The following is a 19,308-nucleotide window of genomic DNA, read 5'->3' as shown; positions in this document are numbered from 1 at the left end:
CCTACCGTGGTCCCATGGACACCGCCTCCGCCGGGCACGGCCCGCACCCCGCCGACGACCGCTCCCGCGGCACCCACGACCGCCCCGGCGACCGCCCGCCCGACACCGCCCTCCGGGACGGTGGCGTCCGCTCCCCCTACGACGCCTTCCGCGCCGTGCTCTGCGGGGACGGCCTGCGCCGCTGCCCCTGGGCGCCCACGGGCCCGGCCGCCCTCGAGGAGCACGACCGGCGCTGGGGCGCACGGCCCGCGGACTCCTCCGGCTGGTTCGAGGCCCTCGGCCTGGAGATCTTCCAGGCGGGCCTGGCCCGCTGGAGCATCGCCCAGCGGCGGGAGGGCCTGCGCCGGGCGCTGCGGGACTTCGTCCCCGAGGAGATCGCCCGGATGACCGAGGACGACGTCGACGAGCTGCTCCTGGATCCCGCGGTCATCCGCAACCGGGTCAAGATCGAGGCCGTGGTGCACAACGCGCGCGCCTGCCGCGGACTCGGTCCCGAGGACTGGGCGGAGCACGTCCGGGATCTCCGCCCGGCCGCCGCCGAGCCGCCCCTGACCGTTCTGGAGGAGTCGCGCCGCTCCCCCGAGGGGGACCGGCTGGCTGCCCGGCTCAAGGAGCAGGGACTCGTGTTCGTGGGGCGCACCACCGCGCACCGGTTCCTGCTCCGCACCGGGGTGCTCCCCGGGCACCTGGCCGGGTGCTTCAGGGACGGGACTGGAACCGGAGGATCCGGGTGAGGGCCTCCTCCACCCGGTCGGGCCCCGCGGCGAAGGACAGCCGCACCGCGCGGTGGCCGCGTGCGGCGTCGAAGTCCAGGCCCGGGACGACCGCGACGGCCTCCGCCTCCAGCAGCCGCCGGCACCACTCCAGGGAGCTGCCGTGCCGCTCGAGCTGCTCCCCGAGGTCGGCGTAGAGGTAGAACGCCCCGTCCGCCGGCGCGACCTCGCCCCACCGGAGCGCCGGGAGCGCGTCCAGGAGCAGGCTCCGGGAGCGCGCGAACTGCTCGACCGCCCGGTCCGCCTCGGCGTAGGCGTCCGGGGTGAAGGCCTCCACGGCGGCGTGCTGCGCGGCGGCGGGCGGGCAGAGGCTCAGGTTGCCGGCCAGCGCGTCGACCGCGGCCGCGAGGTCCCGGGGCAGCAAGGCCCACCCGAGCCGCCACCCCGTCATCCCCCAGTACTTGGAGAAGGAGGAGATCACCACGGCGTCGCGGTCGTGCTCCCACGCGCTGGTGCCCCGGTACGGTCCGCCGTCGCGGGGCGCGCCGCCCTCCGGGGCGGTGTGCACGATCCCGTGGTAGATCTCGTCGCTGATCAGGCGCGTCCCGTGCTCGGCGCACCACCGGGCCAGCGCCGCCAGCTCCCCGGGCTCCAGCACGGTGCCGGTCGGGTTCGCCGGGCCCGCCACCACCAGTCCCTGCAGGGGCCCGTGCTCGGCGACCGCGGCGTCGAGCATCCCGGGCGTGGGCTGGAAGCGGGTCGCCGCCCCGCAGTCGAGCTCGACCACCTCGGCGCCCAGGGCGGCCAGGGTGTTGCGGTAGGCGGGGTAGCCCGGCCGGCACACCGCCACCCGGTCCCCCGCGTCGAACGCCGCCAAGAAGGTGAGCACGAGCGCCCCGGAGGCCCCCGTGGTGATCGCGACGTCCTCGGGACGGACGTCGAGCCCGTACCACCGGGCGTAGTGGCCGGCCACCGCCCGGCGCAGCGGCTCGATCCCGAGGGCGGGGGTGTAGCCCAGCCCCTCGTTGCGGGCGTGCACCCGGGCGGCCGCCCGCGCGACGGGACCCGGGGCGCCGCCGGAGGGCTCCCCCGCGCAGAGGGAGACGACGTCCCGGCCGGCGGCGCGCAGGCGCTCGACGTCGGCGAGGATCTCCATCACCCGGAACGGCGGCACCGCCGAGCGTGCGGAGGGACGGGGCGGCAGGTGCGCAGGCATGCGCCCAGCCTACGGCCGCCGCGGTCCGGCGCGATCGCGGTCATGCCCCGTCATGCGCACATCGGGGGACAGACTTTTGTCCAGACCTCCGCAATACTGGACCCAGTCCTGGACGTCAGGAGGCCGCACTGAGGCGGTCCTCCGGGCGTGGGGGGACAGGTCTCCGGCAGCAGTGCCGGGGGCCGACGGGCAGGTTGCCACCGCGGCCGGCGTCGCACGAGTGATCCATCGTGAATGAGATGTGTGATTGTGTCTGGGGGGATTTCAATCACGGGTCCACAGGAGATGGGGCGCCGGGCACGGGACGCAACCGCCCAGTTCCACGTCGGTGCGGCGTCGGGCCACGGCCCGGCGGGGAGAGCCGTGAGACGTGGCGGCACGCGCGTCGACGACGCAGCACACGGCCCCGCACCGATCGGTGCGGGGCCGTTGCCGCGCCGCTCGTGCCGCGGACCGCACGGGCCGGGGCTCACTCCAGCAGCAGCGCCGGCTCCTCGAGGATCCGGGCCACGTCCGCGGTGAAGCGGGCCGCGAGGTCCCCGTCGACCACGCGGTGGTCGAAGGACCCGCCCAGCGTGGTGACCCAGCGGGGCACCACGGCGCCGTCCACGACCCACGGCTTCTGCTTGATGCTCCCGAACGCGATGATCGCCACCTCGCCGGGATTGATGATCGGCGTGCCGGTGTCGAGGCCCAGGGCCCCGATGTTGGTCACGGTCAGGGTGCCGCCCTGCATGTCGGCCGGCTGCGTGCGCCCCGCCCGGGCGGTCCGGGAGAGCTCGTCGAGGGCCACGGCCAGCTCGCGCAGCGAGAGGTCCTGGGCGTCCTTGACGTTCGGGACCATGAGACCGCGCGGCGTGGCCGCCGCGATGCCCAGGTTGACGAAGTGCTTGACGAGGATCTCCTCGTCCGTCCACGTCGCGTTGACCATCGGGTTGCGGGCCGCGGCCCACACGACGGCCTTCGCGAGCACCAGCAGGGGCGTGACCTTGACGCCCTCGTAGTCCGGGGCGGCCTTGAGCCGCCGGACGAACTCCATGGTGCGCGTGGCGTCGACCTCCACGAAGACCGAGGCGTGCGGGGCGCTGAAGGCGCTGCGCACCATGTTCTGCGCCGTGGCCTTCCGCACGCCCTTGACGGGGATCCGCTCGATCCGCTCCTCCGGGGCCGCGGGGCGGCGCCGGTCCACGGCCTCGCCGAGCCGCGCCACGTGGGCGAGCAGGTCCTGCTTGGTGATCTGTCCGGCGGCGCCCGTGGCGGGGACGTCGGCGAGGTCGACGCCCAGGTCCCGTGCGGCCTTCCGGACCGGAGGCTTCGCCAGCGCGGGGCGGCGCGGGACGACCTCGACGGCCGGGGGCACGTCGCCGCGACCCGGCCGGCGCCAGACGCCGCTGTCCTCGGCCAGCCGGGCGGCGCGCCCGGCGATGCCCTGGGCCGCCGTGCCGATCCCACCGCCGAGCCCGGCGCCCAGCGGGCCCCGGGACAGCTTCTCCGTCCAGCCCGCGGGCCGGGCCGGCTCCGGCTCGGCCTCCGGCGCCGGCGGCGGGACCGCCCGGCGCCGCCGCCGCACGGGGTCGGCCTTGGGCCCGGAGCCGACGAGCGGCCGGTCCGCACCGGGCTCCCCGCCCTCCCCCAGGATCCCGGGGACGCCGGAGGCCGGGGCGGGCTCCGCCGACTCGCCCGGGGAGCCCACGGCGATGATGGGGGCGCCGACCTCGACCGTGCTGCCCTCGGCGGCCAGCAGGTCCAGGACGGTGCCGGCGTACGGGGACGGCAGCTCGACCACGGACTTCGCGGTCTCGATCTCGACGAGCACCTGGTTGACCGTGACGGTCTCCCCCGGTGCGACCTTCCACGCGAGGATCTCCGCCTCGGTCAGGCCCTCGCCGACGTCGGGCAGGTTGAAGATCTGGGGCATGTCAGTACTTCCTCTCTCGCGCGCGGCCCCCGGGCCGGCGGCGGTGCCGCCGGCCCGGGGGCCGGCGACCGGGTCGGCGGGGTCAGTAGGCGAAGGACCGGTCCAGGGCCTCGAGGATGCGGTCGAGGTCAGGCACGTACTGGTCCTCGACGGCGGCCACCGGGTACGGCAGGTGGTAGGCGCCCACCCGCAGCACCGGTGCCTCCAGGGAGTAGAACGCCCGCTCGGTGAGGCGGGCGGCGATCTCCCCGCCGAGGCCGCCGAAGGTCGGGGCCTCGTGGGCGACGACGAGGCGGCCCGTCCGGCGCACGGAGTCCTCGAGGGTGTCGAAGTCGATCGGCGACAGCGAGCGCAGGTCGATCACCTCGACGCTGCGCCCGTCCTCCTCCGCCGCCTGCGCCGCGGCGAGCGCGACCGGCACGAGGGGGCCCCAGGCCACCACGGTGGCGTCCTCGCCGTGACGGACGACCTGCGCGGAGAACGGGTCGGCGGTCGGGCGCTCGACGTCCACCGCGCCCTTGAGCCAGTACCGCCGCTTGGGCTCGAAGACGATGACGGGGTCCTCGCACGCGATGGCCTGCTGGGTCATCCAGTAGGCGTCCTGGGCGTTGGACGGCGTGACGATGCGCAGCCCCGCCGTGTGCGCGAACAGCGCCTCGGGGGACTCCGAGTGGTGCTCCACCGAGCCGATGACCCCGCCGTACGGGATGCGGATCGTCACGGGGACGGTGACGTCCCCGTTGGTGCGGTTGCGCATCTTGGCCAGCTGCGTGGTGATCTGGTTGAACGCCGGGAAGGAGAAGCCGTCGAACTGGATCTCGCACACGGGCCGGTAGCCGCGCAGGGCGAGCCCGATGGCGGTGCCCACGATCCCGGCCTCCCCCAGCGGGGTGTCCATCACCCGGTGGGCGCCGAAGTCCGCCTTGAGCCCCTCGGTGACGCGGTAGACGCCGCCGAGGGAGCCGATGTCCTCGCCCATGAGCAGCACCCGGGGGTTCTCCTCCATGGCCCGGCGCAGGCCCGCGTTGACCGCCTTCGCGATCGTCAGGTCCGGTGCGGTGCTCATGCGAGGTCCTCCTGGGTGCCGGCGGTCTGCGGGTCGGGGGCCCCGGCCACGGGGTCGGCCGCCACGGTCAGCCCCGCGGCCTGCGTGCCCCGGTCCGGTCCGGCGGGGCCCGGCCCGGCGTCGTCGTCGGTGTCGGTGTCGGTGTCGGCGAAGCCCGCCTGGTAGGCCGCGTACCAGGCGCGCTCCTCCTCCACGAGGGCGTGCGGCTCGGCGTAGGGCCGGTCGAAGAAGTCCTCGAACGCGGGCGGGTCCATGGCCAGCACGAGGGCGCGGGCCTGGTCGGCGAACGCCTGGGCGTCGGCCGCGACGTCGGCGAAGAAGTCGTCGCCGGTGCCGTGGGCCTCGCGCAGGTGCGCCTCGAGACGGAGCAGCGGGTCGAGCTCGCTCCAGTGCTGCTCGTCCTCCCGCAGGCGGTACTTGGTGGGGTCGTCCGCGGTGGTGTGGGCCCCGAGCCGGTAGGTCTCGGCCTCCACGAGCACCGGGCCCTGGCCGGCGCGGGCCTTCTCGAGCGCGTACCGCGAGGCCGCCAGCACCGCGAGCACGTCGTTGCCGTCCACGCGGATCCCCTCGAAGCCGTACCCCGCGGCGCGCTCGGCCAGGGGCACGCGGGACTGGGTGCGGAACGGCACCGAGATGGCCCACTGGTTGTTCTGCACGAAGAAGACCACCGGGGCGTCGTAGGACGCGGCGAAGACCATGCCCTCGTGGACCTCGCCCTGGGTGGAGGTGCCGTCCCCGAAGTAGACGACCGCGGCCGCCGGCTCGGCCTCCCGGCCCTCCGCCTCGGCCGTCCGCCGGTCCAGGTCGATGCCCATGGCGTAGCCCACGGCGTGCGGGACCTGGCAGCCGAGCACGATGGAGTAGACGTTCATGTGGTGCCGGCTGGGCCGCCAGCCCCCGGCGCTGTGCCCGCGGAACACGGTGAGCAGCTCGGCGGGCTCGACGCCCCGCTCGATGGCCACGGCGTGCTCCCGGTAGGTCGGGAACACGTGGTCGGCCGGGCGCAGCGCACGGGCGGAGCCCACCTGGGCTGCTTCCTGCCCGCGCATCGGCGCCCACAGCACCAGCTGCCCCTGCCGCTGGAGGTTGGTCGCCTCCTCGTCGAAGCGGCGGGCCAGCGCCATCGAGCGGTACAGCCCGCGCAGCTGCTCGGCGTCGACGTCGCGCACGTACGGGGACAGGACCGGGTCCTCGCTCAGCCGGCCGTCCCGGTCGAGGAGCCGCACCAGGCGCGTGCGCACCTCCGGCGTCGGCACGGTGCGGGCCGGCACGGGGGCGGCCGGGGACGATGGGGCGGCATCCATGGGCAGGACGTCCTTTCGGGTTGCTCGGGAGGGAGCCGGGCCGGCGCGGCCGAGGATCAGAGCACGGGCGGGTGGGGGAACTGCGCGCACAGCTCCAGGAACCGGGTGTTGGCCTCCGGCTCCCCGATGGTCACGCGCACGCCCTCGTCGCCGAAGCGGCGCACGGACAGGGCGTGGGCGTCGCACAGCTCGGCGAAGCCCCCGCTGTGCTCGCCCAGGTTCAGCCACACGAAGTTCGCCTGCGTCTGCGGGTACGGCCAGCCGAGCCCGTCGAGCCCGGCGAGGACCCGCTCCCGCTCGTCGACGACCCGCTGGACGCGCTCGGCCACCTGGTCGTAGTGGCGCACGGACGCGATCGCCGCGCGCTGGGCGAGGTCGGTCACGGAGAACGCGGGGGACGCCTGGCGCAGGTACTGGGTGATCTCCTGGCGGGCCACGGAGTAGCCGATCCGGAGCCCGGCCAGACCGTGGGCCTTGGAGAACGTCCGCAGCACGACGACGTTGGGGTGCCGGCGGTACAGGTCGACGCCGTCGACGAGGTCGTCGCGGCGCTGGAACTCCTGGTACGCCTCGTCGATCACCACGACCACGTCGCGCGGCACGGCGGCGAGGAACTCCTCGACCTGCGCGGTGGTGAGGCTGGGGCCCGTCGGATTGTTCGGCGTGCACAGCAGCACGACCTTCGTCCGGGCGGTGACCGCGGCGGCCATGGCCTCGAGGTCGTGGGAGCCGTCGCGGCGGTTCGGGACCGGGACGCCCAGCCCGCCGGAGAGCCCGATGCTGATCGGGTAGGCCTCGAAGGAGCGCCAGGCGTGCACCACCTCGTCCGGGGTGCCGTCCTCGCCGGCGCCCACGAAGGCGCCGAGCAGCTGGTTGAGCGCGCCGAGGCTGCCGGCGCCGGTGACGATGTCCTCGGCGGGAACGCCGAGGAACTCGCCGAGCACCTCCCGCAGCTCCGCGGAGGTCGTCTCGGGGTAGCGGTGCACCGCATCCCAGCCGGCGAGGACCTCCTTGACGGCGGGCACGGGCCCGAACGGGTTCTCGTTGGAGGACAGCTTGTAGGACACGAGCCCGTCCACCACGACCGGGGGCTTGCCGGCCGCGTAGCGGGGAAGTCGGGACAGAGCCGGGCGCGGCCGGACCGCCGGGGTGGTGGCGGTGGCCGGGCCCGAGGCCGGGGCGGTGCCGGCCAGGGTGCGGGTAGCGTCGCTGGTACTCATGGAGGTCATGCTATCCCCGCACCCCCGGGGTTCCCCCGGTCGATGACGCCCCTCCGGACGACCCGCTGCTTTTCGGGGCGAAAGCTACAACCGGGTTCCGCGAAAGTTGGCGGCGGACGACAATTCGTCCGCCCGGGAGCGCGCGGGGGCCGTGGAAGAATGTGCCCATGCCCAACACCGATCGCATCCTGTCCTCAGGGCGCGCGGCGCTCGCCGCCGCCGTCCCGCCCGTCGCGCTGGGGCCCCTCGACGGCCGCTACCAGCCCGTGGTCGCGCCCCTGGTCGACCACCTCTCCGAGGCCGCCCTCAACCGCAACCGCGTGCACGTGGAGGTCGAGTGGTTCCTGCACCTCGCCGAGCGGTCGGTGCTGCCGGGGCTGGCGCCCCTGACCGAGGAGCAGACCGCGGGGCTGCGCCGGATCGTCACGGACTTCGACACGGACGCGGTCGCGGAGCTCGCGGAGATCGAGGCCGTGACGGTCCACGACGTCAAGGCCGTGGAGTACTACATCGGCCGCCGGCTGCCCGCCCTGGGACTGGAGCACCTGGTCCCCCTCGTGCACTTCGGCTGCACCTCCGAGGACATCAACAACCTGGCGTGGGCCCTGGGAGTCAAGGACGCCACGACCGACGTGTGGCTGCCCGCGGCCCGGGCGCTCGTGGCCGACGTCGCGGCGCTGGCCGGGTCCGCGGCGGAGACCCCCATGCTTTCCCGCACCCACGGCCAGCCCGCCACGCCCACCACGCTGGGCAAGGAGATGGCGGTGGTCGCCCACCGCCTGGGCCGCCAGCTGTCCCGGATCGAGCGCACCGAGTACCTGGGGAAGATCAACGGCGCCACGGGCACCTACGCCGCCCACTACGCGTCCGTCCCGGACGCGGACTGGACGGAGGTCTCGCGCGAGTTCGTGGAGGGCCTGGGCCTGTCCTGGAACCCGCTGACCACCCAGATCGAGTCCCACGACTGGCAGGCCGAGCTCTACGCCGACCTCGCCCGGTTCAACCGGATCCTGCACAACTTCTGCACCGACGTCTGGTCCTACATCTCGATCGGCTACTTCCAGCAGATCCCGGTGGAGGGCGCCACCGGCTCCTCCACCATGCCGCACAAGGTCAACCCCATCCGCTTCGAGAACGCCGAGGCGAACCTCGAGCTCTCCAACGCCCTGCTGGACGCCCTCGGCGCCACGCTCGTGACGTCCCGGTGGCAGCGCGACCTCACCGACTCCTCGTCCCAGCGCAACATCGGCGTGGCCTTCGGGCACTCCCTGCTCGCGGTCTCCAACGTGAGCAAGGGCCTGGCCCGCCTCGACGTGGCGGAGGCGGTCCTGGCCGCCGATCTCGACGCGAACTGGGAGGTCCTCGCGGAGGCGGTCCAGATGGTCATGCGCGCCGAGGCGATCGCCGGCGTCGAGGGCATGGACAACCCCTACGAGCGCCTCAAGGACCTGACCCGCGGCCGCCGGGTGGACGCCGCCCGGCTCCAGGAGTTCGTGGCGGGCCTGGGCCTGTCCCCGGCCGCGGAGCAGCGGCTGTCCGGGCTGACCCCGGCCACCTACACGGGCATCGCGGCGGACCTCGTGCGCTTCCTGTGAGCCCGCGCCCCGCGTGACGACGGGGTGCCCGGGCACGGGGCGCCGGGACGCGCCCGGGCACCCCGTGCCGCGCGGATCGGCCCGTGCGGACCAGTCCGTGCGGACCAGTCCGTGCGGATCAGACGGACGGGAGGTCGTGCAGGTTGTTGCACACGGTGTCCTCCGGGGCGGCCCACAGCCGCTTCTCGCACCCGGCGGACACCACGCGGACCCGCAGCTGCCCCGACGACCCCGGGACGTAGTAGAGGTGGACCTCGCTCTCGATGTCCCGGATGATCCGGGTGGTCGACCGCGGGGACCACACCTCCGCGGGATTGCACAGGGCGACGATGTTCCCGAGGGGGTCCGTGCGGACGCCCGTGACGGGTCGCTGGTCGGTCATCGGTAGAACTCCTGAGCTCGTGCCCCGGCCGGCACCGCCGGTCCGGGGATCAGTCGTATACCACGGTGCGGTCCTGCGCACCACCCTCCACCGGGGTCGTGTGCCGGCCGCCTGGGTTTTCGTTTGCTTTTGACGCACTCCGGGCGTTCGCTTTTGACTCACGGGGCGTTGCCCGGGATCATCGGTGCCTGAACCCTCTCTCGCGGCGGACCTGGATCCTGGTCCGCGGGACCGGAGAGGACGGTGCTCGGACCACGGCCTTCGGGGGAAGGCAGGCTCCGGGCGCACCGGGGACAGTGATCATGACAGTGGGGGATCATGACAATGGATGGGGAACACTCGATCAGGCTGCGGCTTCTCGGCAACGTCGAGGTCGAGCTCGACGGCACCGTGCTGGCCCTGGGCCACCGGCAGCAGCGCCTGCTGGCCGCGCTCGCCGTCCTCGGTCCCAAGCCGCGCCGGTTCCTCGGCGAGCTGCTGTGGCCCGACCGGACCGCGGAGCGCGCGATGGGCAGCCTGCGCACCACCGTCTTCAACATCTCGCGCCAGGTGCCCGGAGCCGTCGGGGCCCGCGGCAACAACATCGCCCTGGCCGAAACGGTCACCGTGGACCTGCACGAGCTGCGCGCGTCCCTGGACCGGGCGGCCACCGCCACGGCGCCCGTGACGGAGGACCCCTGGTTCCTGTCCCCCGACGGCGCCCAGCTTCTGCCCGGCTGGTACGACGGCTGGGTGATGGCCGAGCAGGACCGGCTGCGGACCCTGTACGTCAACGCCGTGGAGCACCTCGCCCGGCTCTCCCTGGAGCACCGCGACTTCTACCGGGCCCACGTGCTCGCCGACAACGTCCGGGCCCTGGACCCGCTGCGGGAGAGCGCGGTCCGCGTGTCGATCGAGGCGGACCTGGGTCTCGGCAACAACGCCCCGGCCCTGCAGACGTTCCGCAGCTTCTGCAGCACGATGGCCGACGAGCTCGGAGCGCCGCCCTCCCCCCAGATCACCCAGCTGATGGGCCACATGCGCAGCGCCTGACGCGCTCCCGCACGGAGCCGTCCCGCCCTGAGCCGTCCCGGCCGGTGCGTGCCCGGCGGCGGGGCAACGGCGTCCCCGCGACCCGCTGCCGGGTCGCGGGGACGTCCACTGGGCGGTCATGGCCGGGTCATCGTCCCGAGGTCAGGGCGGCCGTGGCCGACCGCACCGGGATGCCGCGCCAGGCGGTGTGGGGCAGCAGCTGCTCGCCCTTCATCACCAGCGACAGGGCGTCCACCGAGGCACCCGCGCCGACCGTCGTGTCGTAGAGCACGATCGAGCGCGCACCGACGGAGGCCCCGGGCAGGATCTCCACGTGGGACATCTTCATCACGCGGTCCTCGAAGAGGTGCGTCTGCAGCGACACGTCCGTCGAGACGGCGGCGTCGTCGCCGATGTGGACGAGGTCGAACTCGGTCAGGTAGGTGGTGCCGATGTACGTCCGCCGGCCGATCTGCGCGCCGAACAGGCGCAGGACCGGGCCGATCAGGGGCGTGCCCACGAGACCGCCGATGAGGGCGGGGACCGCCGCGGACTCGTACACGCCGGTGACGAACTCGCTGCGCCGGACGAAGTTGTCCCACAGCGGCTCGACGCGCTGGCGGTACCGGCCCACGATCGCCCACTTCAGGACGACGACGGCGAGGACCACGGTCAGGCCGGTGGCCAGCGCGACGAGGGGCAGCACGGCCACGAAGCCGAGCAGCGTCAGCTCGGGCACCAGGGCGACCGAGGCGAGCAGGCCCAGGTAGCCGATCAGCCCGATCAGCGCCGGCGGGACCGTGATGCGCAGCGCCTCGATGACGAGGCGGGCCGCCACCTTGCCGCGCGAGGGCCGGAAGGTGAGGCTCTCGTCGTAGTTGCCGCTGTCCTGCCGGCGGGGCAGGAACATGGCGGGCGAGCCCAGCCAGGACGTGCCGTCCGGCACGTCGGCCGGGGGCACCGAGGCGACGCCCACCAGGGAGCCCTCGCCCATCCGGGTGCCCGAGGGCACGAACGCGGCGTTGCCCACGAACGAGCGGTCGCCCACCACGGTGCGCTCCATGTACAGGTGACCGTGGTGGTAGACGGCGCTGCCCACGCTGGCCATGTCCGCGACGAAGCTTCCCTCGCCGAGGGTGAGGAGGTCCGGGTCGATGTGGCCGACCGTGGAGACCTCGGAGCGAGGGCCGACCTTGGCGCCCAGGGCGCGCAGCCAGGGGACCGTGTACATCGTGGCGTACAGGGCGTTGGTGCTCTCCAGGCTGGTGGAGAGCAGCTGGTCCGCCATCCACTTGCGCACGCCGAGCCCGCTGCGCACGGGGTGGATGCCGGTGGGCGTGCGGCGCAGGACGATCTTCCGGCCGCCCGCGACCACGGCGCAGACCGTGAGCACGTAGACGACACCGACCGCCGGGGTGAGGGCGAGCCCCACGGGGAGGCCGAACTCCAGGGCCGCGGCCCAGATCATCAGGAAGGACGGGAGCACCAGGACGAAGGGCATCAGCTCGAGGACCAGCCAGCCCAGGAGCAGGCCGGCCGCCAGCGGGGCGGGCCAGCGGCCGCTGGGCAGCGGGCGCCGCTCCATCCGCTCGAGCAGCTCGTCGTCCCCGTCACCGGGCCGGGCCGGGGAGCCCAGCCAGTGCTCGCCGGCGGGGATCGTCTGGTTGCGGGAGGCCAGGGACTGCTCGGCCAGGCGGGCACCGTCCTCGATCCGGGTGCCCGGCTGCAGGAGGGCGTTGGCCCCCACGAACGCGTCGTCGCCGATGTGCACCGGCGCGATGGTCACCCACCCCTCCTCGACCTGGGCGGTCTGCACGGAGGAGTTGTAGCCGATGCTGGCGCGGGCGCCGACGGTGACGAGCGAGGGCAGGCCGATGGCGGCGGTGCCCACGTGGGCGTCCGGACCGATCCTGGCGCCCAGCAGGCGCAGGTAGACGGCGGCCATCGGGGTGCCGGTCAGGAGGTTGAGCGGCGAGAGCCGGGTCAGCCCGTCGATGCACCAGAGCAGGTAGTACTGCCGGCCCCAGAGGGCGTGGTGCCCCGGTCTGACGAAGCGTCCCAGCACGCGGGAGCCGAGGAACGGCAGGAGGACGCGGGCGAGCACCGAGACCAGGACGCCCACCAGGAGCATGTCCCACATCAGGGCGTAGCTGAACTGACCGCCGTAGGAGTACAGGACCGCGGCGAGCGGGGAGCCGACGAGCATGGCCGCCAGGACCATCGTCGTCACCTGCGCGAGGCCGCACAGCGCCACGCGGCCGCTGGTGTGGTACAGCGGCGCGGGGCGGTCGTCCGGGGCGGCCGCGGCGGGGACGTACGCCGGGGCGGCGTCCAGGTGGCGCGCCAGGTCCCGGACGGTCGGGTAGGTGTAGATGTCCGCGATGGAGATGTCCTGGTCCGGGTGCGCGCGGCGCAGCTCGGACGTGGCGGTCGCGGCGAGCAGCGAGTGCCCGCCGAGCTCCATGAAGAAGTCCGCCTCCACGGAGAGCTGGTCCTCGGGGATGCGGAAGACCTTGGACCACACCTCCGTGATCCCCCACTCGGCGTCCGTCGCCGGCGGGACCAGCCCCATCGTGGTGACGAAGCGGGGCGTGCTGGGGTCCGGCAGGTTCTTCCGGTCCACCTTGCCGCTGACCATCATCGGCATCGCGGGCAGGATCTCGTAGAAGGACGGCACCATGTACGGCGGCAGCGCCGCGACCACGGAGTCGTGGAGCAGCTCGAAGAGGGCGCGCTCGTCGCGCACCGGGGCGCGCAGGGTGAGGAACGCCGCGACGTCGTCGCCGCCGGAGGTGAGCTTCACGGCGGCGTCCGCCACCGCGTCCTCCCGGCGCAGCACGTTCTCGATCTCCTGCAGGTCCGCGCGGTGACCGCGGATCTTCACCTCGCTGTCGGCGCGGCCGAGGTACTCGATCTCGCCGTCGGGCATGAACCGGCCCAGGTCGCCGGTGCGGTAGATCCGTCCGGCCCGGGGCCCGTCCGGGTGGGGGCGGAAGCGCTCCTCGGTGACGTGCGGCAGGTTGACGTAGCCGCGGGCCACGCCGGGGCCGGCGATGCAGATCTCGCCCGGCTCGCCGTCGGCGACCTCGTTCATCTCCTCGTCGAGGATCCGCACCTCGTAGGTGGGCAGGGGCTTGCCGATGGTCACGGGCCGCCCGGGGGCGAGCTCGCCCCACGTGGCGGTCACGGTGCCCTCGGTGGGGCCGTAGGTGTTGAGCATCCGGCGCTCGGGGGTGGACCACCGCTCCACGAGGTCGGCGGGGCAGGCCTCGCCGCCCACCAGGATGCTGCGGATGCGGGGCAGGTCGTGCTCGAGGGTGGCCAGGACGGTCGGCACGCAGTAGAGCACGGAGATCTCCATGCGCTGCAGGAACTCGGCGAGCCCCTGTCCCAGGCGGGCGTCGTCGGTGGGGCCGGCCACCAGGGAGGCGCCCACGGCCCAGGTCGGCCAGATCTCCTCGATGGAGAAGTCGAACGCGATGGTCATGCCCTGGTAGACGCGGTCCTCGGAGCGGACGTCGTAGACCTCGGGCACGATCTCGATGAAGTTGCAGATGCTCGAGTGCGCGACCTCGACGCCCTTGGGGCGGCCGGTCGAGCCCGAGGTGTAGATGATGTAGCACGTGGGGTCGCCCTCGTGGCGGACGACCGGGCGGTGCGCGGGCGCCTCCCCGAGCCGCTCGCCGATCCGGCCGACGTCGACGACGTCGGCGGGCGCGTCCTCGACCAGGGCCACGAACTCGGCGGAGGTCAGCATGAGGGACAGGTCGGAGTCCTCGGCGATGAACTGCACGCGGTCCGCGGGCAGGTTCGGGTCGATCGGGACGAAGGTGGCGCCCGTCTTGAGGATCGCCAGGAGGGACGCGTAGAGCATCGTGGAGCGCTGGAGCAGGATCCCGACGCGGTCGCCCGCGCTCAGGCCGTAGCCGGTGATCAGGTGGGCCAGGCGGTTGGCGAGCTCGTCGAGCTCCGCGTAGGTGTAGGCCCGGCCGTCGGCGTGCAGCGCCTGGGCGTCGGGGGTCAGGTCGCAGCTGCGCTCGAAGAAGTGGTGCAGCCGGGTGGGCTTGGTCTCCGTGCTCCGGACGCCCCGGGTCGAGGGCTCCGTCCACGGAGCTGCTCCGGCGGGGCCTCCCTTCGCGGCGGCCTCGTCCCACAGCACTCGCTCTGCCGCCGCAGCCTCCTCGCGGCGGTGAGAGCGATGTGGCACTGAGGTCATGTCCAACTCCTTTCGATGCACGTAACACCGGTGTTACCGGCACGTCCGTTCTACGGAGCGGGGTGTTATGGCCTCCTCACGGATCCGTCACGGCGGCGTTATTCCTCCGTTATCGATGCGTTCGTCGGTGGAGCTGCCAGGGGCGATGCCGACCGCGCGATCGGTTTCCAGTGGTAAAGATCACAGCCCGCATCTCGCTCTGCGAGACGTTTTCGACTGCAATCGTGCGGTTCCCGGGCCGGGGGTCGACGGTCGGGGACGCTCCCCCGGCGCGCGCCGCGGGCCGGGAGGTGGGTGGCCGGTCGCCCGTCCCGGCCACAGCTCCGGGGACAGGAGAATTCCCCCTGTTACCTTTCGTGAACCAGCGTCGGGCCGTCCTGGCACGCACGAGGCCCCCGCACGGGAACAGGACCGTCTCGTCCCTGTTCCCGTGCGGGGGCCTCGTGCTGCGCCGCGCCCCGGGTGCCGCTCAGCCGGCCGGGGAGCCCCGGTCCTCGTCGTCGCCGGAGGGCGTCGCCGCGGCGCCGTCGGGCCGGGCCGCCCAGGTGAGGTAGCCGCCGTCGAGGTTGACGACGTCCCGTCCGTGCTGCGCCAGGACCCGGGCCGCGAGGTAGCCGCGCAGGCCGGCCTGGCAGTGCACCACGAGCTCGCCCTCCGGCAGCTCGTCGAGGCGGTCCCGCAGCCGGTCCAGCTCGATGTTGATCCCGCCGGGGATCGGCATCGCCGTGTGCTCACCCGGGGTGCGGACGTCCAGCAGGGTGGCGCCGGAGGCGAGGCGGTCGTCGAGCTCGTGCCACTGGACGGTCTCGACGAGCCCGTCCCGGTGGTTGCGGTCGATGTAGCCGAGCATGTTCACGGGGTCCTTGGCGGAGCCGTAGAGCGGGGAGTAGGCCAGCTCGAGCTCGGCGAGGTCGGCGGCCGCGATGCCGCCGGTGATGGCCGTGGCGAGGACGTCGATGCGCTTGTCCACGCCCGCCCCGCCCACGCCCTGGGCGCCGAGGATCGCGTCGTCCTCCGGGTCCACGAGCAGCTTGAGGGTCATCCCCTCCGCCCCGGGGTAGTAGCCGGCGTGGTTCGCGGGGTGCGTGTGGATCGCCCGGTAGGACCGGCCCGCGGCGCGCAGCCGCTTCTCGTTCCAGCCCGTGGCCGCGGCCGTGAGGCCGAAGACGCCGACCACGGAGGTGCCCAGCACCGGCCGGTCGGAGACGTCCATGCCGGCGATCACGTCGGCGACGAGCCGGCCCTGGAGATTGGCCGTGTTGGCCAGCGCGACGAGCGTGGCGGACCCGTCGAGGGCGTCGCGCTTCTCCACGGCGTCCCCCACGGCGTAGACGTCCGGGTCGGAGGTGCGGAGGTGCTCGTCGACGACGATGCCGCCGCGCGCCCCGACCTCCAGCCCCGCGGCCCGGGCCAGCGTGCTGTCGGGGCGGACGCCGACCGCGGCGAGGACCACGTCGGCCGGCAGCTCGGTGCCGTCGTCGAGCGTCACGGTGCGCTCCCCCACCTCGGTGACCGTGGTCCCCAGCCGCAGGTCGAGCCCGCGCTCGCGCATCAGGGTGTGCACGGGCTCGACCATCTCGGGGTCGAGCGGGGCCATGACCTGGGGGGCGGCCTCGACGAGGGAGACCTGCAGGCCGCGGTGGACGAGCTGCTCGGCGACCTCGAGGCCGACGTAGCCGCCGCCGACGACCACGGCGGAGCGGGCGCCCTCGACCGCGGCCACGACCGCGTCGGTGTCCTCGATGTCGCGCAGGACCAGGGCGCGCTCGATGCCGGGCACGGGCGGGCGGACGGGGACGGCCCCCGGGGAGAGGACGAGGACGTCGTAGCCCCGCTCCTCCTCCCGGCCGGAGGCGAGGTCCCGGACGCGCAGCACGTGCCGGTCCCGGTCGACGCCGACGACCTCGTGCCCCACCCGGACGTCGAGGCCGAACCGGGCGCCCAGGGACTGCGGGGTCTGCAGCAGCAGCGCGGAGCGCTCCTCGATGACGCCGCCCACGTGGTAGGGCAGGCCGCAGTTGGCGAAGGACACGTGGCCGCTGCGCTCGTACACCGTGATCTCGGCGTCCTCCAGCAGGCGGCGCAGACGGGTGGCCGCGGACATTCCGCCGGCGACGCCGCCCACGATGACGATTCTCATGCGGTCATGCTACCGGCGCCGCTCAGGCCGCCGCGCGGCCCGCCCGCTCCGGCCAGCCCGGTGTCCTGAGGCGGCGCCGGAGGGTGCTGCCGGGCCGGGAACCGGTGAACTCACCGTCGGCCGCGCACGCCGCGACCCAGCCGGGCGCGTCCCGTCCCAGCACGTGCGCCGCGCGGGCGTAGGCCTGGGCCTCCACCGCGCTCTGCGCGGCGACCACGACCCGGTCCCACGGGCTCGCCGCGACGGCGCCGGTCACCGGGTCGACCAGGACGCTCCCAGGGCTCTCCACCACCGCGAGGCCCCGCCGGCCGCGCTCGACGAGGGCCGCCCGTACCCCGGGCTCCACACCGGTCCGGGGGTCGGCGCTCCGTGCCGCCGGGGCGGCGCCCACGAGGGCGGCGGCCGCGGCGGTCGGCCCGCCCACGGCGCACGCCGCGCCGACCTCGGCAACCAGCGCAACGCCGGGGTGCGTCTCCGTGAAGGCCCGGACGATGCGGTCCGCCGCCCACGCGTCCGCGACCGGCGCAAGGTCCAGGACCGTGCCGCGGCCCATGCGCAGCCGCCGGGTGGCCACGTCCAGGTCGAGGCGTCCGATCCCGGGCGCCGGGTGCGGCTCGAGCCCGTCCAGGGCCCGCCAGGCCGCCCCGCCGGTGGTGGGATCGGTGAGCCCGCTCGTGAGGCGGGCGGAGAGCAGAGCGGCCGCGACGATCCCGGCGAGCACGGGCCCGAGGACGACGTCGACGTCCTCGTGCTCGGCGAACCGGTTCAGCAGGGACAACTCCGAGTCGATGCGCTCGGGCGCGACGGCGCGGGCGGTCTCGCGGCGCACGTGCTCGGCGAGCCGGACGGCCTCGGCCTGGAGGTCCGGGGCGGGAGCGCGCACGGCGCCGGCGTCCGGGGCGCGGGGCGGGATCGGGGTGGGCATGACCGTCTCCTGGTGGTGGGGGGAGAGGCGGGCGACGACGGCGTGCGGGGGGACACGGACAGCTGCTGTCGAGCATACGCGCGCCGGACCCGGCCGGCGGTGACGTGACCCCCCCGTTACCTTCTTCCTATCTCGTCCGTCCAGCAGGATGGAGGAGTGCTGACCGGCCGGTCCTCGGCATGATCGTTTGCCCCCAGTCATCCATGATCCGGGGGGTGTAGTCACCGAGGACCGGTCCGGTGGTCACGGATCGCTAATAGAGGCAGGGCCCGCTGGTTCAGGGCCTTCGTAACGTGGATGCCGAGCGTGACCACCTCCCGGCCGGCCAGCACGCGCAGATGCCAGTGCAGGAGAGGGATTCGATCGTGGCGGAGCAACCACTGCCGGCGGTGTTCGTCGGCCTCGACGTCGGCAAGTCCGACCACCACGCCGTGGCCGTGACGAGCACCGGGAAGACGGTCTACGACAAGGCCCTGCCCAACGACGAGACCCGGCTGCGGGCCATCCTCGAGGAGCTGGCCGCCGAGCACGGGCCGGTGCTGATGGTCGTAGACCAGCCGGCCACCATCGGGGCGCTGCCGGTGGCCGTCGCCGAAGCCACCGACCAGGTTGAAGTGGCCTATCTGCCCGGACTGGCGATGCGCCGGATCGCGGACCTGCACCCAGGCACGGCCAAGACCGATGCGCGGGATGCCCTGATCATCGCTGAGGCCGCCCGGACCATGCCCCATACCCTGCGCGACATCCGGGTCGACGAGGCCCAGATCGCCGAACTCGCGGTGCTGGCCGGCTTCGACGACGACCTGGCCGCCCAGATCACCGCCACCTCCAATCGGTTGCGCGGGATGCTCACCCAGATCCACCCCGCCCTGGAACGGGTCCTCGGGCCGCGGGTGACGCATCCGGCGGTGGCCGACCTGCTCACCCGCTACCCGACCCCGGCCAAGCTGGCCGCGGCCGGGCGGGGCCATGTGCGGGCCCGACTGAAGAAGCACGCACCCCGGCTGGCCGAGGCCCTCACGGAGGAGATCTTCGACGCCCTGGGGCAGCAGAGCGTGGTCGTCGCCGGCACCGAGGCCGCCGCCACCGTCGTCCCGATCCTGGCCGGGCAGCTGGCCGCCTTGATCCACCAGCGCGCCACGGTGGCTACCCAGGTCGAGGCCCTCGTGGAGGCCCACCCTCTTTCCGCGGTCCTGACCTCGATGCCCGGGGTAGGGGTCAGGACCGCCGCGAGGATCCTCACCGAGGTCGTCGGCAAGGACTTCCGAGATGCCGGGCACCTGGCTTCCTACGCCGGGATCGCCCCCGTCACCCGAAGGTCGGGGACCTCGATCCGCGGCGAGCACGCCGCCAAGGGCGGCAACAAGAGATTGAAGCGGGCGCTGTTCCTCTCGGCCTTCGCCTCGCTCAACCACCCGCCCTCACGGGCGTACTACGACCGGAAACGGGCCCAGGGCAAACGCCACAACCAGGCCGTCATCGCCCTGGCCCGCCGACGGACCGACGTGCTCTTCGCGATGCTGCGCGACGGCACCCTCTACCAAGACCCCACCGAGCCACGAGACCCGTCACCGGTGGCCCTGGCCGCTTGACGAAAACGAT

13 protein-coding genes are annotated in these 19,308 nt (G+C 74.0%); 4 read left to right on the top strand and 9 right to left on the bottom strand.

What is annotated here, in order from left to right:
* The first annotated feature begins 14 nt into the window (after positions 1-14).
* Positions 15-734 (top strand): DNA-3-methyladenine glycosylase I, encoded by a 720-nt coding sequence (locus EQG70_RS04290; RefSeq protein ID WP_109268233.1) that lies wholly within the window; start codon positions 15-17, stop codon positions 732-734.
* Here the strand turns inward: EQG70_RS04290 and EQG70_RS04285 are convergent.
* From EQG70_RS04285 to EQG70_RS04265, 5 genes are all read right to left on the bottom strand, one after another.
* Positions 700-1,929, bottom strand: a complete 1,230-nt coding sequence (locus tag EQG70_RS04285; protein ID WP_035928190.1) for an aminotransferase class I/II-fold pyridoxal phosphate-dependent enzyme — start codon at positions 1,927-1,929, stop codon at positions 700-702. The genes EQG70_RS04290 and EQG70_RS04285 overlap by 35 nt on opposite strands.
* 469 nt (positions 1,930-2,398) lie before the next feature.
* On the bottom strand, positions 2,399-3,847 hold the full coding sequence (locus EQG70_RS04280) for a dihydrolipoamide acetyltransferase family protein (RefSeq protein ID WP_035928185.1): 1,449 nt from the start codon (positions 3,845-3,847) through the stop codon (positions 2,399-2,401).
* 82 nt (positions 3,848-3,929) lie between these two features.
* A complete protein-coding gene (locus EQG70_RS04275; RefSeq protein WP_035928182.1) occupies positions 3,930-4,913 on the bottom strand; it encodes an alpha-ketoacid dehydrogenase subunit beta in 984 nt (327 codons plus the stop codon).
* A complete protein-coding gene (locus tag EQG70_RS04270; RefSeq protein WP_081994485.1) occupies positions 4,910-6,217 on the bottom strand; it encodes a thiamine pyrophosphate-dependent enzyme in 1,308 nt (435 codons plus the stop codon). The genes EQG70_RS04275 and EQG70_RS04270 overlap by 4 nt, the downstream gene beginning before the upstream one ends.
* 56 nt (positions 6,218-6,273) lie before the next feature.
* On the bottom strand, positions 6,274-7,437 hold the full coding sequence (locus tag EQG70_RS04265) for a histidinol-phosphate transaminase (protein ID WP_035928359.1): 1,164 nt from the start codon (positions 7,435-7,437) through the stop codon (positions 6,274-6,276).
* A 167-nt stretch (positions 7,438-7,604) separates the two neighbouring features.
* Between EQG70_RS04265 and purB the strand changes: the two genes are divergently transcribed.
* Positions 7,605-9,032: an adenylosuccinate lyase gene (gene purB / locus EQG70_RS04260; protein WP_109268234.1), complete on the top strand. Its 1,428-nt coding sequence runs from the start codon at positions 7,605-7,607 to the stop codon at positions 9,030-9,032.
* Between the two features lie 118 nt (positions 9,033-9,150).
* Here the strand turns inward: purB and EQG70_RS04255 are convergent, their stop codons facing one another.
* Positions 9,151-9,414: a hypothetical protein gene (locus EQG70_RS04255; protein WP_017833496.1), complete on the bottom strand. Its 264-nt coding sequence runs from the start codon at positions 9,412-9,414 to the stop codon at positions 9,151-9,153.
* Positions 9,415-9,738: 324 nt separating this feature from the next.
* Here EQG70_RS04255 and EQG70_RS04250 point away from each other — a divergent pair, with 324 nt between their 5' ends.
* Positions 9,739-10,446: an AfsR/SARP family transcriptional regulator gene (locus tag EQG70_RS04250; RefSeq protein WP_035928176.1), complete on the top strand. Its 708-nt coding sequence runs from the start codon at positions 9,739-9,741 to the stop codon at positions 10,444-10,446.
* Positions 10,447-10,573: 127 nt separating this feature from the next.
* Here EQG70_RS04250 and EQG70_RS04245 read toward each other — a convergent pair whose 3' ends face one another.
* The 3 genes from EQG70_RS04245 to EQG70_RS04235 all read right to left on the bottom strand — a co-directional run bounded on the left by EQG70_RS04245 (position 10,574) and on the right by EQG70_RS04235 (position 17,706).
* Positions 10,574-14,641, bottom strand: a complete 4,068-nt coding sequence (locus tag EQG70_RS04245) for a Pls/PosA family non-ribosomal peptide synthetase (RefSeq protein WP_232035254.1) — start codon at positions 14,639-14,641, stop codon at positions 10,574-10,576.
* A 469-nt stretch (positions 14,642-15,110) separates the two neighbouring features.
* Positions 15,111-16,781, bottom strand: coding sequence for an FAD-dependent oxidoreductase (locus EQG70_RS04240; RefSeq protein WP_109242922.1), 1,671 nt, complete (start codon positions 16,779-16,781; stop codon positions 15,111-15,113).
* Positions 16,782-16,803: 22 nt separating this feature from the next.
* The gene (locus EQG70_RS04235) at positions 16,804-17,706 is read right to left on the bottom strand and encodes an FAD:protein FMN transferase (protein ID WP_052133004.1); all 903 of its coding nucleotides are present in this window, start codon (positions 17,704-17,706) and stop codon (positions 16,804-16,806) included.
* A gap of 338 nt (positions 17,707-18,044) precedes the next feature.
* On the opposite strand from EQG70_RS04235, the gene EQG70_RS04230 reads away from it, so the two are divergent.
* On the top strand, positions 18,045-19,298 hold the full coding sequence (locus tag EQG70_RS04230; protein WP_138976449.1) for an IS110 family RNA-guided transposase: 1,254 nt from the start codon (positions 18,045-18,047) through the stop codon (positions 19,296-19,298).
* The last annotated feature ends 10 nt before the right edge of the window (positions 19,299-19,308 follow it).

The sequence above is a fragment of the Kocuria rosea genome, assembly GCF_006094695.1.
Lineage (GTDB): Bacteria > Actinomycetota > Actinomycetes > Actinomycetales > Micrococcaceae > Kocuria > Kocuria rosea.
This window is presented reverse-complemented; position numbering and strand designations above follow the sequence as displayed.